General features: G+C 47.9%; 14 protein-coding genes. 8 read left to right on the plus strand and 6 right to left on the minus strand.

Going from position 1 to position 15,748, the window contains the following annotated elements; translation table 11 throughout:
• Nucleotides 1-18: 18 nt before the first annotated feature.
• On the minus strand, nt 19-756 hold the full coding sequence (locus T325_RS05410) for a NigD1/NigD2 family lipoprotein (RefSeq protein WP_051949728.1): 738 nt from the start codon (nt 754-756) through the stop codon (nt 19-21).
• 239 nt (nt 757-995) lie between these two features.
• Here T325_RS05410 and T325_RS05415 point away from each other — a divergent pair, with 239 nt between their 5' ends.
• From T325_RS05415 to cbiD, 5 genes are all read left to right on the plus strand, one after another.
• A complete protein-coding gene (locus tag T325_RS05415) occupies nt 996-1,598 on the plus strand; it encodes a DUF4840 domain-containing protein (RefSeq protein ID WP_036911156.1) in 603 nt (200 codons plus the stop codon).
• 245 nt (nt 1,599-1,843) lie between these two features.
• Entirely contained in the window at nt 1,844-3,082 is a 1,239-nt protein-coding gene (locus tag T325_RS05420) for a bifunctional cobalt-precorrin-7 (C(5))-methyltransferase/cobalt-precorrin-6B (C(15))-methyltransferase (RefSeq protein WP_036911158.1), read from the plus strand.
• 47 nt (nt 3,083-3,129) lie between these two features.
• Nucleotides 3,130-4,434 (plus strand): glycosyl hydrolase family 8, encoded by a 1,305-nt coding sequence (locus T325_RS05425; RefSeq protein ID WP_369794036.1) that lies wholly within the window; start codon nt 3,130-3,132, stop codon nt 4,432-4,434.
• Between the two features lie 25 nt (nt 4,435-4,459).
• Nucleotides 4,460-6,232 carry a precorrin-4 C(11)-methyltransferase gene (cobM, locus tag T325_RS05430; RefSeq protein WP_036911161.1) on the plus strand — a complete coding sequence of 591 codons (1,773 nt, stop codon included), beginning with the start codon at nt 4,460-4,462 and terminating at the stop codon, nt 6,230-6,232.
• A 620-nt stretch (nt 6,233-6,852) separates the two neighbouring features.
• Nucleotides 6,853-8,574: a cobalt-precorrin-5B (C(1))-methyltransferase CbiD gene (gene cbiD, locus T325_RS05435; RefSeq protein WP_036911163.1), complete on the plus strand. Its 1,722-nt coding sequence runs from the start codon at nt 6,853-6,855 to the stop codon at nt 8,572-8,574.
• A 2-nt stretch (nt 8,575-8,576) separates the two neighbouring features.
• Here the strand turns inward: cbiD and T325_RS05440 are convergent, their stop codons facing one another.
• Nucleotides 8,577-9,608: an iron ABC transporter permease gene (locus tag T325_RS05440; protein WP_036911165.1), complete on the minus strand. Its 1,032-nt coding sequence runs from the start codon at nt 9,606-9,608 to the stop codon at nt 8,577-8,579.
• A 13-nt stretch (nt 9,609-9,621) separates the two neighbouring features.
• Nucleotides 9,622-10,713, minus strand: a complete 1,092-nt coding sequence (locus T325_RS05445) for an ABC transporter substrate-binding protein (RefSeq protein ID WP_156097646.1) — start codon at nt 10,711-10,713, stop codon at nt 9,622-9,624.
• Between the two features lie 132 nt (nt 10,714-10,845).
• Between T325_RS05445 and cobS the strand changes: the two genes are divergently transcribed.
• The 3 genes from cobS to cobT are packed head-to-tail and all read left to right on the plus strand — an operon-like array spanning nt 10,846 to nt 13,216.
• Entirely contained in the window at nt 10,846-11,652 is an 807-nt protein-coding gene (gene cobS, locus T325_RS05450) for an adenosylcobinamide-GDP ribazoletransferase (protein WP_036911169.1), read from the plus strand.
• Nucleotides 11,649-12,185 (plus strand): bifunctional adenosylcobinamide kinase/adenosylcobinamide-phosphate guanylyltransferase, encoded by a 537-nt coding sequence (gene cobU / locus T325_RS05455; RefSeq protein WP_036911171.1) that lies wholly within the window; start codon nt 11,649-11,651, stop codon nt 12,183-12,185. Before cobS ends, cobU begins: the two co-directional genes overlap by 4 nt.
• Nucleotides 12,185-13,216 carry a nicotinate-nucleotide--dimethylbenzimidazole phosphoribosyltransferase gene (cobT, locus tag T325_RS05460; RefSeq protein ID WP_036911173.1) on the plus strand — a complete coding sequence of 344 codons (1,032 nt, stop codon included), beginning with the start codon at nt 12,185-12,187 and terminating at the stop codon, nt 13,214-13,216. The genes cobU and cobT overlap by 1 nt, the downstream gene beginning before the upstream one ends.
• A 48-nt stretch (nt 13,217-13,264) precedes the next feature.
• On the opposite strand, the gene T325_RS05465 is transcribed toward cobT, so the two are convergent.
• The 3 genes from T325_RS05465 to T325_RS05475 all read right to left on the minus strand — a co-directional run bounded on the left by T325_RS05465 (nt 13,265) and on the right by T325_RS05475 (nt 15,748).
• Complete coding sequence (locus T325_RS05465) at nt 13,265-13,810, minus strand: 2-oxoacid:acceptor oxidoreductase family protein (protein ID WP_036911175.1); 546 nt, start codon at nt 13,808-13,810, stop codon at nt 13,265-13,267.
• A gap of 77 nt (nt 13,811-13,887) precedes the next feature.
• Complete coding sequence (locus T325_RS05470; protein ID WP_036911178.1) at nt 13,888-14,658, minus strand: thiamine pyrophosphate-dependent enzyme; 771 nt, start codon at nt 14,656-14,658, stop codon at nt 13,888-13,890.
• 4 nt (nt 14,659-14,662) lie between these two features.
• Complete coding sequence (locus tag T325_RS05475) at nt 14,663-15,748, minus strand: 3-methyl-2-oxobutanoate dehydrogenase subunit VorB (RefSeq protein WP_036911179.1); 1,086 nt, start codon at nt 15,746-15,748, stop codon at nt 14,663-14,665.

Below are 15,748 nucleotides of genomic sequence, written 5' to 3' on the forward strand. Positions count from 1 at the left end.
ATCCGTTACCTCCTTCTCCTATTCTATATATATATTCGCTGCATTAAAGCGTTCTGTTGCAATAGTGGCAGGCTGTCTGGGGCGCATTTTGAACTTAGCAGTCTTCTTGCCTGAATATGACTTCCACTCGAGTGTCAGTTCTATCTCATGATTGTTTGCAACCATATCCTCAGGCAATCTAAAAGCAACAAGTGCGTCACCGATTCTCCCATCCTTATCGCCTTTTGCATTATGATAAAGCGCAAAATAATTGGGAGTGTTTATATCCACACGCTTTACAAGGTTGATGACATGCGAGCCACCACCCCATCGAGTACGGAATCGCAGCGTCAGATAGCCATCCTCAGCCACCGTCACCCAGTCGTCCACAATCTCCAAGGCATCGTCGCCATATTTAGCTTTGTTTTCCTCCTCGTCGTAACAAGGGGCCAGCGTTTTGGTCAGAATCGAATCTATCCAATTCACATAAACCGCATGACTATAGTGACCTGCGTCTTCATTTGAGCGATAGTAGTTCACCAGCGCCCTCACTTCCTTCTTACCGAATGGTGAAGCCTTGAGATTTGTCGGAATCAGCGTAGTGCTATCGTCGAGCTGCATATAGAACTGCGAGTTGTCGGCGTTGGGCTTTACCGTTACAAGCGCACTGGGATATGCCATGTCGTAGTCGTTATCATCGTCGAGGGAACAAGCCTGAAAAGCCATCGATGAGACCATCAGTCCCAGAACGGCCAAGAGTAGTTTTTTCTTTTTCATCTTCATTTCTGCATTTTTATTTGTTCAACTTGCCCTTATAAATCGCAAAAGTCGGAAAACTTGCACGGAAAACAGAAAAACTTTCGTTAAACTATCTTAATAGGTGGAGCCTTCAAGGATGCTTCCGCCGCTTAACAATCATTAACCTCTCGATGTGCAAGTTTTCTGCAATTCCTGATTTATAGGGGCGATGTACATCAAACATAAACAAATAATTCAAAACAAAAAGTCAAAAGAAAATGAAAACAATGAAATTAGCATTTGCTGCACTCTGTTGTATGACAACCTTGTCATTCACAGCATGTTCCGACGATGACAGTTCTCACGCCCTCACTCAAGAAGAAAAGGCACAGTGCCTGATGGCTGTCAAAGGTAACTACACTGGCCACCTGATCTATGCTGCAAAGAACGACAAGAACGTGAAAGATGTGACTGACACCGTAGACGTAAAGTGGAGCATCGTGAGCGACAGCATCATGACCATCGAGAAATTCCCCACCAAACTACTGGCTGAGAACGTAACCGACACCACACTGAAAGCAGCTTTAAAAACTGCAGAAGACCAGACGATTACCTGCTATATCGACTTTGTCAAGACATCGCCCGTTCAGTTCCTCGTCAACCCCAAGACGCCTGCCTACAACCTCAACTACGGTGGTAAGGACCATAAGGTTCAGGTGGCCTTCTTTGTCAACAACTACAGTTCATTCGGTTCTTACGACCTCACCAAGAAGGTGATGAGCATGCAGATTATCGAAGGCGCCATCTTCCTCGATGGCAACCAGACGGCATACCTCAAGGAGGGTGTTCCCTTTGTCTTCGTTTCTACAAAGAAAGAATAACACAATATAATAAGATATATCAAAATCCGAAGGGCGCTCTTTAAAGCGCCCTTTTCTCTGCAAATCCAGTCACTCTGACTTTCCTCGGAGCAAAGCCAGACTTTCCCCGAAGCAATCCCCCACTTTTCTCCGAACCTTTTTCTCTCTTCAATAATTGCGAATAGTATATGTATATTACAAGAGATTTATTTGGCGGTCTCATTTTTATTTCGTACCTTTGCAGAGAAATAAGAACCTAATTCGTGATGAAGTTTATTGTCGTTGGATTATCAGATGAACGAGAGCCTCAATTGGATTCTGAGGTTATCGGAATCATAAAACAAGGGAAGGTATTCTCTGGAGGCAAACGCCATCACGAGCTCATAGCCCATCTGTTGCCAGAAAGGGCGGAATGGATAGACATCACGGCACCACTCGATGCAGTGTTCGAGCAATACGAGAAAAGAGAAACAATTCTTGCGGAGAAGGAGGTTGGAGCAACACTTTCCATCATCGTCTTCGCCAGTGGCGACCCGCTGTTTTTCGGCTTTGCCAACACTATCCAGCGAAAAATGCCCGAAGCAGAACTCGTTGTCTACCCAACTTTCAACTCGCTGCAGATGCTGGCCCATCGCCTGATAATGCCTTACCACGACATGCGTATCGTATCACTCACAGGGCGTCCCTGGCCCGAGTTCGATAAAGCACTCATTGAGAAGGTTAAGAAAATAGGTGTGCTGACCGATCGCGAACATACGCCCGCCACCATCGCCCAGAGGATGTTGGAATATGGCTATAATAACTACAAAATGTATGTAGGCGTGCATTTGGGGAATCCTGAACGAGAGTGCGTATCAACATTGACACTCGAAGAAGCCGCACTTGCCGAGTTTGAACATCCGAATTGTCTGATATTGGTACAGACGAAACAGGCAACACGCCATTTCGGAATCCCAGACAAGGATTTTACCTTACTCGACGGACGTGAGAAAATGATTACCAAGATGCCTATCCGATTGTTAACCCTACAGGCTTTGGAGCTACCCCAGAAACGTGTATTCTGGGACATCGGATTCTGCACGGGCAGTGTGTCGATAGAAGCCAGGTTGCAGTTTCCACATCTCCAGATAGAGGCTTTTGAGATTCGTCCTGAGTGCGAGGCTATCATGCAGAGCAACGTCAGGAAACTGGGCGCGCCAGGAATCAATATCCACATGGGCGACTTCCTTGAGACCGATATAACAGTCTTACCCCGCCCCGATGCCGTATTTATAGGCGGTCATGGCGGACGTCTGAAGATGATTATACAAAAGATACTCACTATGCTGACAGATGATGGTGTGATAGTAATGAACAGCGTCACTTCGCCAAAGGTAACCACAGATAGCCACCAGCTATGGGATGAAGCTTGTCAGGCATTTGGACTGAGACAAGAGCCGCCCTTACGCATACAACTCAACGACTACAACCAGATAATAATATTAAAATCAACTATTCAAAAATGAAGAAATCAATCATGATGGCGTCACTATTGATGCTGACCATCCAAGCGATGGCTCTCAATCCCTGGAAGAAAGGGGCATTTGAAACAGGCCAGTATCGTAACCTTTTCGTAGAGATGGGCTACAAACAGGCCGATGTAGACACAAAACTAAAAGAGGTATTTAACGATGTGTTCCGCGGTCCCGACAAGGTGTACTTCGAAGTTGGCGACACCATGGGCTATGTATCCGACGTAAAGAACCACGATGCCCGCACTGAGGGCATGTCGTATGGCATGATGATAGCCGTACAGTTTGGTGAAAAAGACATATTCGACCGTCTGTGGCGCTGGAGCAAGAAATACATGCAGCATCACGACGGCAGTCGCAAGGGTTACTTTGCATGGAGCTGTAAGACCGACGGCACCCGCAATGCCGAGGGAGCAGCCTCTGATGGTGAGCTCTATTTCATTACCTCGCTCATTTTTGCCTCAAACCGTTGGGGCAATGATACAGGCATCAACTACAAGGCAGAGGCCCAGCATATCCTCGACTGCATCCAGCCCAAGGAATATACGCCAGAACCACGTCAGGGTGGATTTCCCGGCTTCGGTCCTCAGCAGACAGGCCCTCAGAAGATGTACTTGATAGATCCTGAGACTCAGCTGATCACCTTCACCCCCGATGGCTTCGGACAGCGTTTCACCGATCCCAGCTATCATATCCCCGCCTTCTATGAGGTATGGGCTAAATGGGCTGACGACGGGCGCTCGGACTACTGGAAAACGTGTGCCTCCAAGAGTCGTGAATACCTGCATAAAGCCATCAATGACAAGACTGGCCTGAACGCAGACATGAGTCAATACGACGGCAGCGAGATGCAGATGCCTCGCTTCCCTGGCATGCCTCAGCCTAAGCCAGGTGAAAAGCCTCGTCGCAATGGTAGTAATAACTTCCGCTACGACTCCTGGCGAGTTCCTATGAACATCACGCTCGATTACGAGTGGAGTTGTGCCGATGGAGAATGGCAGCGTCAGTATGGCGAAAAGATACAGAACTTTTTCTACTCACAAGGTGTTGACACCTTCTTCGACCAGTATCGTACAGACGGCACCATTCCTGAAGGCGACGAAATTCTACAAGCTGGAGGATTCCGAAAGTTGCGCCACAGTATAGGACTGGTAGCCACCACCGCCGCAGCCTCTATGATGTGCAGCCACGATAAGAGTAAGGAGTTTGTCGATGCGCTTTGGAATGCAAAGCATGTGCCATTTGAAGATGGTTATTTCGACGCTTACTACGATGGTCTGCTCCGCCTCTTTGCCTTCATGCACCTGAGCGGAAACTACAGAATAATCACACCACAAGAAAGGTAAAAAGGTAAAAAAGTAAAAGGGTAAGATGAGAATTGCAGTCATACAGATCAGTGAAGCTGGTAGGGAAATTGCCTTGACTTTACAACGGGAATTAGAAGCAAGAGCCATTCTGCGAACAGACATAGGCAAAGAATGGAATGCTTTCGACGCTTTCGTATTTATCGGGGCTATGGGCATCTGTGTCAGAACCATTGCGCCCTATGTCAACGACAAGCACACCGACCCAGCCGTGATCTGTATAGACAGCTTAGGAAAAAACGCAATCTCCGTGCTGAGCGGACACATAGGAGGAGCCAACGAACTGACACGTGAGATTGCTGCTTGTCTGGGGGCTCACGAGGTTATAACCACCCAAAGCGATAACGCAGGACTTTGGGCACTCGACACCCTTGAACGACGATTCGGTTGGTGCCTATCTAGCGATATCAACAATCTGCAGGATTGTATCTATGCTTTCATAAATCGTCAGCCCACAGCCTTATTGCTCGAGGCTCGCGATGGGGGTACAGACTATTTGGAGCAGACATTACCCAGCCATGTAACTCTTATCAATGATATCAATGAAAGCGATTCCAGAAAATACAAACTGATAATCATCGTATCGCCCTATGTCAGGAATGTACCTGACGCCATGCTCGGACTACATTTCGTGCCTATGGTGGGAACAATCGGATTCGGACTCGCCCATGAACCAGAGAATTTCAAAGACATCTACGACGAGATAAACGAGGCTTTCACAGATTACGGTATGCAGCCATGCGCCTATAAGTACTGTACCATCGACGTAAAAGCCAACGAGCCATTCGTAAACATGCTAAAAAGATATAACAAAGAGGTTGTATTCTTTAGCGCAGAAGAATTAGCGACTGTTGAAGTTCCGAATCCCAGTGACACAGTCGCCAAGCACGTAGGAACGCCAAGCGTTTGTGAGGCAGCAGCCATACTTGGATCTGAGCATGGTGAGCTGATAATACCAAAGATAAAAGGCAAAAACTGGACAGCCGCCCTCGCCATCAATCGTCAGCATCTGAGGAAGAAACAGGGACATATAGAAATTGTCGGTGCCGGACCTGGCGATCCTGATCTGATAAGCGTCAGAGGAAGGAAAATGCTTGAGAAGGCTGACCTTATATTATATGCAGGCTCGTTGGTGCCCAAGGCCCTCACAAAGTGTCATAAGCCTGGAGCCGTCGTACGCTCCTCAGCAGATATGAATCTCGAAGAACAATGTGCACTGATGAAAGAGCACTACGACAAAGGTCACTTCATCGTTCGCCTGCACACGGGCGATCCCTGTATCTTCGGAGCTATTCAGGAACAGATGGCGTTCTTCGATATTCATCGTATGTCGTACCACATCACCCCCGGCATCTCCTCGTTCCTCGCTGCTGCAGCCGAGTTACAGAGTCAGTTTACCATTCCTGAGCGCTGCCAGACCATTATCCTCACTCGTGGCGAAGGCCGTACTCCCATGCCTGAGAAAGAGCAACTGCATCTGTTGGCCCGCAGTCAGAGTACGATGTGCATCTTCCTCTCTGCTGCTATCGTGGATGATGTGCAGCGCGAACTGCTTCAGGAGTACCCTGAAGACACCCCCGTGGCAGCCTGCTACCATCTCACATGGCCCGACCAGAAAATCTATCGAGGCAAGCTCAAAGACTTAGCGAAGATTGTCCACGACAACCACCTCACCCTTACCACCATGCTTGTGGTAGGCGAGTCCATCGACAACCGCAAAGGTCTCTCAGCCCTTTACGACAAACACTTCACCCACCTTTTCCGCCAAGGCTGCGATTGAGCGAGAGAAGCCGGAACTTGTTTCGACTTCCGAGCGTGAGCAGGCTCGACCAAAGGTCAAGGCGACGACGAAAAAGGCTAGTAATATCATAGGAAAGAAAACAAAGAATCGTCTTTACCTTTGACGGAGAAGTCATCTCTAAAAGTAAAACAAGTTGTTTTACTATCAAAGAGACTATCTTTTAGGAACGTTTAGCATATCTTTTTCAAAGTAAAACAAGTTGTTTTACTTTTATTGTTGGCGTTTCCCCCTTTATATAAAGGCATTCCAGCGCATTATGATGACAGTGATAGTAAACAGAAAACTATCACTCCATTAAACCATCTGATATTCAATCATTTAACATAAAAAGTGATAGATAGTTCATTTTTATCAAAATAAAAAAGTAGAGGACAATAGCCACTTGAGCATGTGGATTCACCCTATTCGCCAAAAACATCTATTTAATTCTTTTTTCTAATAAAAAAGATAAAACTTCGCTTATTTCCTATATTATTAGTATATTTGCATTATCGTTTGCAAACGAAATATGATAAGATATAAGTATGAAGAAACCACAGTGGCTTGAGAAAGACGACGACCGCTATTGCTCACATTGTGGAGAGAAGTTATAGAAAAGTATGATTCTGGTATTCGGAGGGACAACAGAGGGGCGTAAGGCTGTAGAGGTGCTGGAGGAGGGAGGTTCGCCTTATTTCTACAGTACGAAGACAGGGGAGCAGGACATCACCCTGCATCATGGGCAACGGATAGACGGAGCGCTTGATACAGAGGCGATGCAGACGTTCTGTCGTGAACACGACATCCGTCTCATCGTTGATGCAGCCCATCCCTTTGCCTCTCAACTTCACCAGACGATTGCCCAGGTCTCCGAAGCACTGAACATCTCCGTTATCCGCTATGAGAGAATCTATCCGGAGCGCGATCCTCATCTGGAATGGATAGAGGATTACTCACAGATACCACAGGATATCCACACTCTTTTAGCTACGACTGGTGTTCAGAGCATTGCCAAACTGAGACCCCTCGAGGCAAAAGGCATGAAGATCTTTTATCGCATCTTGCCCAGAGAGTCGTCGATGGCCTTGGCTGAGAAACTTGGGGCTAAGAAGGAACAGTTGTGCTTCTTTGAAGACGGAACAACGATAGACGTGGAAGCAAAGGCTATCCTCTTGAAAGAGAGTGGTCTTTCGGGAGGTTTTACGGAGAAGGTGGAGGCTGCCAAGGCAAAGGGCATGCGTATTCTGGTTCTGAAACGCCCTGAAATCAACTTCAAACATAGCGTGAATGGCCCTTATGGCTTGCGACGGATGGTGGAGAAGCTGTTGCCAGAGTTCTATCCCCTGCATAGCGGACTGACAACGGGAACCTGTGCGACAGCTGCAGCTGTGGCTGCTGCACAAAGACTGCTGAAGAACGAAACACCTGAAGCGGTGCCAGTCTTGTTGCCAGATGGCGAGACGATCTATGTACCAGTATCTTACAGCGAGGAGTACGCCTCGGTATTGAAGGATGCTGGCGATGATCCGGATGTGACGAACGGATTGGAGATTAGGGCGAGTGTCAAGCCATCTGACACGTTCAGAATTCTTGGTGGTGAGGGAGTAGGAAGGTTTACACTTCCCGGTTTTGACTATACGCCTGGCGAAGCAGCGATTAACAAGGCTCCACGAGAGATGATTCGTCAGAACTTAGAGCCTTTTGGTGTGCCTTTGCAAGTAACGATTTCCGTACCTGATGGCGCTGAGATTGCCCGCAGGACCTTTAACCCCCGTCTGGGTATCGAGGGGGGCATCTCTATCATTGGTGTCTCTGGTATCGTCAAACCTTTTTCTGAGGAGGCTTTCATCGACAGTATCCGCAAGTGTATGACAGTGGCAAAGGCCTCTGGCTCTGAGCGTGTGGTGATTAATAGTGGAGGCAAGAGCGAGCGCTTCGTGAAAGCCCTCTATCCCACCCTGCCTCAACAGGCGTTTGTGGAGTATGGTAACTATATTGGTGAGACCTTGAAGATTGCTCACGAACTCAACATCAAGAATGTGACGCTGGGCGTGATGCTGGGAAAAGCCGTAAAATTAGCTGCAGGACATCTGGATACCCACAGCCGAAAGGCTATAATGGATAAAGAGTTCATCAACGATATGCTCCATGAGGCAGGCATCAGTATCGACATTAGCAATATCACCTTAGCTCGCGAACTATGGGAAATGATTCCTCCAACGAAGATTCAGAGCTTTGCAGACGTGGTGATTCGTCATTGCGAAACCCACTGCAAGCCCATTCTGCCTAATGGTGAACTGACCATCCTGCTCATCGACGATGAGGGAAATATTTACCACTAAGACTATTCCTGAACCTCATCATTGCGACGTTTGAAAAGTACGACCGCAATGACAGGAGCGCCAACAAGGGCTGTGACACTATTGACAGGCAGGGCTCCCTCGAAACCTGGCATACGAGCTATAAGGTTGCAGACCAATGCCAAAGCGGCACCACAGAGCATCGTGGCAGGCATGAGGATACGATGATCGGAAGTGCGGAAAAGGGCACGAGCCAGATGGGGAACAGCCAAGCCGATAAACATAATCGGACCACAATAGGCTGTGACAATTGCCACCAACACACCAGAGCTGATAATGACCAGCATACGCGCCCAACGGATGTTCAAGCCAAGATTGGCAGCATATCTGTCGCCCAAAAGTAACAGATTCATTGATTTCACCAACAAGCAAGCCAAAGGCAGAAGCACGCACATCAACACCACAAAGAGTATCATCTCATCGCCTGAGACTCGCGAGAACGAGCCCAATCCCCATACAACAAAGGCTTTCACATCTTCCTCAGGTGAAAGGAACTTCAATACACCAATGATGGCATTGGCTAAATAGCCAATCATCACGCCAATAATTAATAGGGTTACATTACCTTTCACCTTCTGCGATATCCACACAATGAGAAGCATTACAGCCAAGGCACCCAAGATAGCTGCAACAGACATGGCAGCATCGCCCAAATAGCCTAAACGCGAAAGAGCCACGCCACCCAGACGTCCTGAGAGCAAAACCACAAAAGCCACACCAAGGGCAGAACCGTTGGAGATACCCAAGACGGATGGACCAGCCAATGGATTGCGGAAAACCGTCTGCATCTGCAAACCACTCACTGCAAGACCAGCCCCTGCCATAATAGCCGTTAGAGCCTGTGGCAATCGGGACTTCCATACAATATTATTCCATATTTCATTAGAGCCACCCCCTAATAGAATACTACACACATCACCTATTGGAATTCTTACAGACCCCAAAAGCAGATTCACAACCGCCAACACTGCGATTGATATCAGTAGTATCACTATCAGAGGGAACGTTCGCTTCATTCTTTTTACCTTTTTACTTTTCCAAAAGATAATAGAATGTTGGCTGATAATCAGGCTCAACAAGTTCCGGATGGAAGATTGCCACGAAATCTTTCAACAGCACATCGGGCTTTACTGGCGAGATTTCGTAATAGGGCGTCTGTTTCATATTGCAATAGATGACCTTACGCTTCTTGAAGGCCTTGAAGAGTTCGTTGCGAGGCTCTGACGCTTTCAATGCATCGTAAGAGAAATCGCCAGGATAACTGTTCAGAATACGCCAATAGTCTGCATTGGCAGCAAGGGCGTACATCTTTTCAAACTCCAGATTCTCGCCACTGGTCTCATCGTCGTTGATGACATAATTGGCGCCTGCATCGCGGAAAATCTGCGCCAGATAGTTCTTACCTCCCACAGCATGCCAGTTGCCATAGTGCATCTCACCACTCAGAACAGTTGGACGTGTCGTAGTAGCAGCGGCCTTCTCCTTCAGTTCGTTATAGCGACTCTCGATGCCTGCGAATACCTCATTGGCCTCTTTCTCCTTACCAATAAACATTCCTATGAACTTAATCCACTCAGCCTGTCCTAAAGGATTGAGTTCCTGATAACCCAAATGGGGCACCAACGTGATACCAGTCTCCTTGATAGCATCATAGCCACCACGCTTTGAGGGAGAGATAAAGATGATATCCGGATTGGCAGCCAGCACCATCTCGGTATCGAAGTTGCCTTCCATACCGATCTTCACGATACGCCCGTCTTTCACACGCGCCAAGATATCCTTATTAAAAAGATTCTTCGTACCAGTGATGCCCTTCACAACATCGTGAGCATCAAGAACGGTGAAGTTGGAGAGTTGAAGGGCTGTCATACAGATAGTACTCTTGATGGGTACCAGAATCTTTGTATAGCCCTTAGGTACAAGCACGTCTGCGTTCTTCACCAATGCCAAGTGATCATGAGTGCCCACATCCACCAGACGAACACCTGACGAATCACGCACACTGAATCCTGTGGCGTATTTCACAGAAATGTCTACCATTGAATCGACAGAGGCTACTGAATCGTTAGAAGATGACTTGCCGTTTTGCATTGTACAAGCGCAAAACAGAGTCATAAGCATAATGGCACAAGATATTTTCTTCACTTGGTTTTATCATTTTATTGGTTTATGGCTGCAAAAGTACAAAATAATTTCGGAGTTTCCACGAGAAATTAAAATTTTTCGTAACTTTGCAAACAAAACGGAACTATTATGCAAACAAACATAGACCAAACCCATTGGTATGACCGCATCTGGGCATCTATGATTTTTTTCACGAGGTTACCTTTCTGGCGGCTTCATGAGCCTCCCAAAGAATGTTACAAGGCTGTAGTTGAACACTGGCCTATGACAGGATGGCTGACAGGTAGTATTATGGCTGTAACCCTTTGGTTAGGCAGTTTATATCTACCCTATGCAGTGGCAGTGCTGCTGGCCATCGTAGTGCGACTGCTAATCACAGGCGCCCTGCACGAGGACGGACTGGCCGACTTTCTGGACGGTTTCGGTGGTGGCGGCTCTAATAAAGAGCAAATACTAACCATTATGAAAGATTCCCATATCGGCACATATGGGGTGATTGGATTAATACTCTACGAACTACTCCTGGCTGTATCGCTTTTCTCAATGACACCGATTCTCGCTGCGATGGCCATCTTAGCGGCCGACCCCTTTGCCAAAATGGTAACAGCACAGTTAATTATGATGATGCCATACGCCAGGACAGAAGAAGAGGCAAAGAACAAAACCATATATCGCAAGATGAGTTGGAAGGCGAGTGTCAGTCTAGCCATACAAGGACTACTGCCCATGATGGCTTTTATCTGGCTGACAGGAGCTAAATGGACAACCATCGTATTTATCCCCTTTCTCGTGATGTATTTCCTTTATCTGCTTATCTGGCGGAAAATCCATGGTTATACAGGCGATTGCTGCGGAGCCGTATGTCTGCTGGTTGAGTTGGCAACACTACTCACCATTTGCACACAAAACCTAACGATTAATATTGTTTGGCCATGAGCAAGATTATATTGATAACAGGAGGGCAACGTTCGGGCAAAAGCCGCAAGGCAGAAGAACTGGCACTAAGTTTGAGTGAGAACCCTGTGTACGTGGCAACCGCACATATCTGGGATGAAGAGTTCGCTGAACGCGTGAGAAAGCATCAGGAGCGCAGAGGTTCCCAATGGACAAACATTGAGGAAGAGTTACAACTAAGCCTACACGACCTCACGGGCAAGGTTGCGGTGATAGACTGCATAACGCTATGGTTAACTAATTTCTTTTATAAGAACAATTCGAATACCGAACTGTCACTGAAGGATGCGAAGGCTGAGTTTGATGCGTTTACAAAACACGATGCCACTTATATATTCGTAACCAACGAGATTGGCAGTGGCGGCGTCAGTGAGAACGCGATTCAACGAAAGTTCACAGATCTGCAAGGCTGGATGAACCAGTATATTGCCTCAAAGGCTGACGAAGTGATACTCATGGTGAGTGGAATTGCAGTAACCATTAAGGAGACAGGGAGACAGGGAGTTCAAGACTAATGAAAAAGTTCAATATACAACCAGTTGATTGCTTGATGCAAGCTGCGATTCAGGAAAAGATAGACAATCTGAACAAGCCCAAAGGGTCTTTAGGTCGTCTGGAAGAACTAGCTATGCAGGTATGTCTGATTCAGCAGACACTAGAGCCGAGTCTCGCCCACCCTTGTCACCTGTTGCTGGGTGGCGATCATGGCATCGAGCGCGAAGGTGTGAGCGTGTCGCCACGCGAGGTCACGTGGCAGCAGATGATCAACTTCACGCATGGTGGCGGAGGCGTCAACATGTTCTGTCGCCAGCATGGGTTTAAGTTGCGCATTGTGGATGTGGGTGTGGATTATGATTTATCGGGCATCGATGGCATCATCGATCGCAAGATAGCCCGTGGCACCAAGAACTTTCTCCACGAACCTGCGATGACCGAACAGGAGTTCGACCGCGCCATCCAGATAGGCTGCGACCTGGTGGACGACTGCATCGCCGAGGGCTGCCGTGTATTGAGTATCGGCGAGATGGGCATTGCCAACACCTCACCCTCCAGCATCTGGATGCACCTCTTCACCGGCACGCCATTAAAGGACTGCATCGGTGCCGGCGCCGGTCTCGACACCCCTGGTATCCGCCATAAATATGAAATATTGAATCAAGCAGTAGAGCGCTTCAAAGCAAATGGCTTTGAACCGCTCTCCTACTTCGGAGGTTTCGAGATGGTAGCAGCTATCGGTGCCATGCTAAAAGCCGCCGAAAAGCATCTGGTGATACTCATCGACGGCTTCATTATGACAGCCTGTGCACTGGCGGCTATCCAGCTCTATCCAGCAGCAAAGGACTATATGATCTTTACGCACTGTGGTGATGAGAGCGGGCACCAGCGCATGCTCCATGCCATGGGTGCCAACGCGCTGCTCCATCTGGGCTTGCGTCTGGGCGAAGGAACCGGCGCACTCTGTGCCTTCCCGGTTATCGACTCCGCCGTGCGCATGATGAACGAGATGAATAACTTCGACAAAGCAAGAATCACAAAGTATTTCTAAGAAACAATAATCCCCCGCCAAATGGACGGGGGATTACTTATATGCGAGTTACTTTACTTCTTCAATAATCTTAGCACCTTCCTTAAGGGCCTCCATATTCAGAGGAATCAATCCGTGGTGACGCTCTGGCAGGGTCTTATAGAGAGCCTTCTCCACACCCTTGTCGCTCACTACAGGAGCCACCTTGAGCAGTCCGCCCAGCACAATCATGTTGAACACCTTACCATTCTTCATCTCAGCAGCCTTATCCATGGCATTGATTTCGAAAACAGTAATGTCTTTACGAGTTGGCTTCTTGATGATACCGAAGCTATCATAGATAAGTATGCCACCAGGCTTGATCTTGGGTTCAAACTTCTCAAGTGAGGGCTGGTTGAGCACAACGGCAATATCGTACTTGCTGAGGATTGGCGAAGAAATACGCTCGTCACTAACGATAACCGTTACGTTGGCAGTACCACCACGCTGCTCAGGACCATAAGCAGGCATCCAAGTAACCTCTTTATCCTCCATCAGTCCTGAATAAGCCAGAATCTTACCCATAGAGAGCACACCCTGACCTCCGAAACCTGATATGATAATTTCTTTCTTCATAAAACTGCGTTTTATGCATCATCGGCAGCACCTCAGCAAAGAGTAAACTCTCTGCATTCGGCTTGCACGATAATTCATTATTTATTTGTCGTATCTTTTAAATCACCTTTGGGATAGAAGGGGAACATATTCTCTTTCATCCACTCATTAGCCTTGGCAGGAGTAAGTTTCCAACCACTGTTACAGGTTGAGACAAACTCTACCAGCGATGAGCCCTTACCAGCCATAGAAGCCTCGAAAGCCTTGCGAAGCGCCTTCTTTGCCTTGTTGATAGAAGCCACCGACTCCACACTCTGACGAGTTACATAACAGGTACCTTCGAGCTGAGCTGCGATATCGGCCATCTTCAAGGGATAACCGTGAATCTCTGGATCACGACCGTAAGGACAGGTAGAGGTTTTCTGACCAATCAGTGTGGTTGGAGCCATCTGACCACCCGTCATACCGTAAATAGCATTGTTAACGAAGATAATCACGATGTTCTCACCACGGTTCAGTGCGTGGATGGTTTCGCAGGTACCGATACATGCCAAGTCGCCATCACCCTGATAGGTGAATACCAGGCGATCGGGCCAGGTGCGCTTGATACCGGTGGCCAGTGCGGGAGCACGACCATGGGCAGCCTCCTGCCAGTCGATATCAATATAATTATAGGCAAACACGGCGCAGCCTACAGGCGATACACCTACGGTCTTGTCCTCCATTCCCATTTCCTCGATGACTTCGGCAATAAGCTTGTGTACTACACCATGGCTACAACCTGGGCAGTAGTGCATATTATTGTCGTTCATCAGCGTCGGCTTCTTGCAGACGATGTTCTCTGGTTGAACTATTTGATTTCTATCCATAGCCTTACATCAATTTTTCTTTCAGTGCATTAACGATTTCCTCTGGATCGGGCACGATACCTCCGAGACGTCCGAACTGCTCTACGGGAACAGTGCCATTCACAGCAAGGCGAACATCCTGAACCATCTGGCCAGCATTGATCTCGGCTACAAGGATACCCTTCACATTTTTTGAGAGTTCTGCAATCTGCTTCTCAGGGAATGGGAACAACGTGATAGGACGGAACAGACCCACCTTGATACCTTCCTGACGGGCCAACTCTACGGCTTTCTCTGCGATACGAGCTGCAGAACCGAATGCAACGATAGCATATTCTGCATCGTCCATCTGCTGCTGCTCGAAACGAACCTCATTCTCCTGAATCTTGCGATATTTCTCCTGCAGAGCCAAGTTGCGCTGCTCCATCACCTCAGGCTTCAGTTCCAAAGAGGTAATAACTACGCGCTCGCGGTTCTTTGGCTTACCAGTAGAAGCCCATGGACACTGCTTAATAACTTCCTCATCAGTACGACGGGGCTTGAAAGGAGGCAGTACCACCTTCTCCATCATCTGACCAATGACGCCATCACTCAGAATCATGGCAGGATTGCGATACTTGAAAGCCAACTCAAAGGCGAGGTCAACGAAATCGGCCATCTCCTGCACAGAAGAAGGAGCCAGAACGATAACCTTATAGTCGCCATTACCACCACCACGGGTTGCCTGGAAATAGTCACCCTGTGAAGGCTGGATGGTTCCCAAACCAGGACCGCCACGCTGAACGTTTACAAACACACCAGGCACCTCAGCACCAGCCATGTAGGTAATACCCTCCTGCATCAGTGCGATACCAGGAGATGACGATGAAGTCATCGCACGCTTACCGGCACCAGCAGCACCATATACCATGTAAATAGAGGCCAGCTCACTCTCTGCCTGAACCACCTGCATACCAGTGGTTTCCCAAGGTTTCAGTTCTGCGAGGGTCTCAATCACTTCACTCTGCGGAGTAATAGGATAGCCGAAATAGCCGTCGCATCCGCAACGAATAGCAGCGTGGGCAATAGCCTCGTTACCCTTCATCAACACAACTTCTCTTTCTTCTGCCAT

This window comes from Prevotella sp. FD3004, assembly GCF_000746155.1.
In the GTDB taxonomy this organism is placed as follows: domain Bacteria; phylum Bacteroidota; class Bacteroidia; order Bacteroidales; family Bacteroidaceae; genus Prevotella.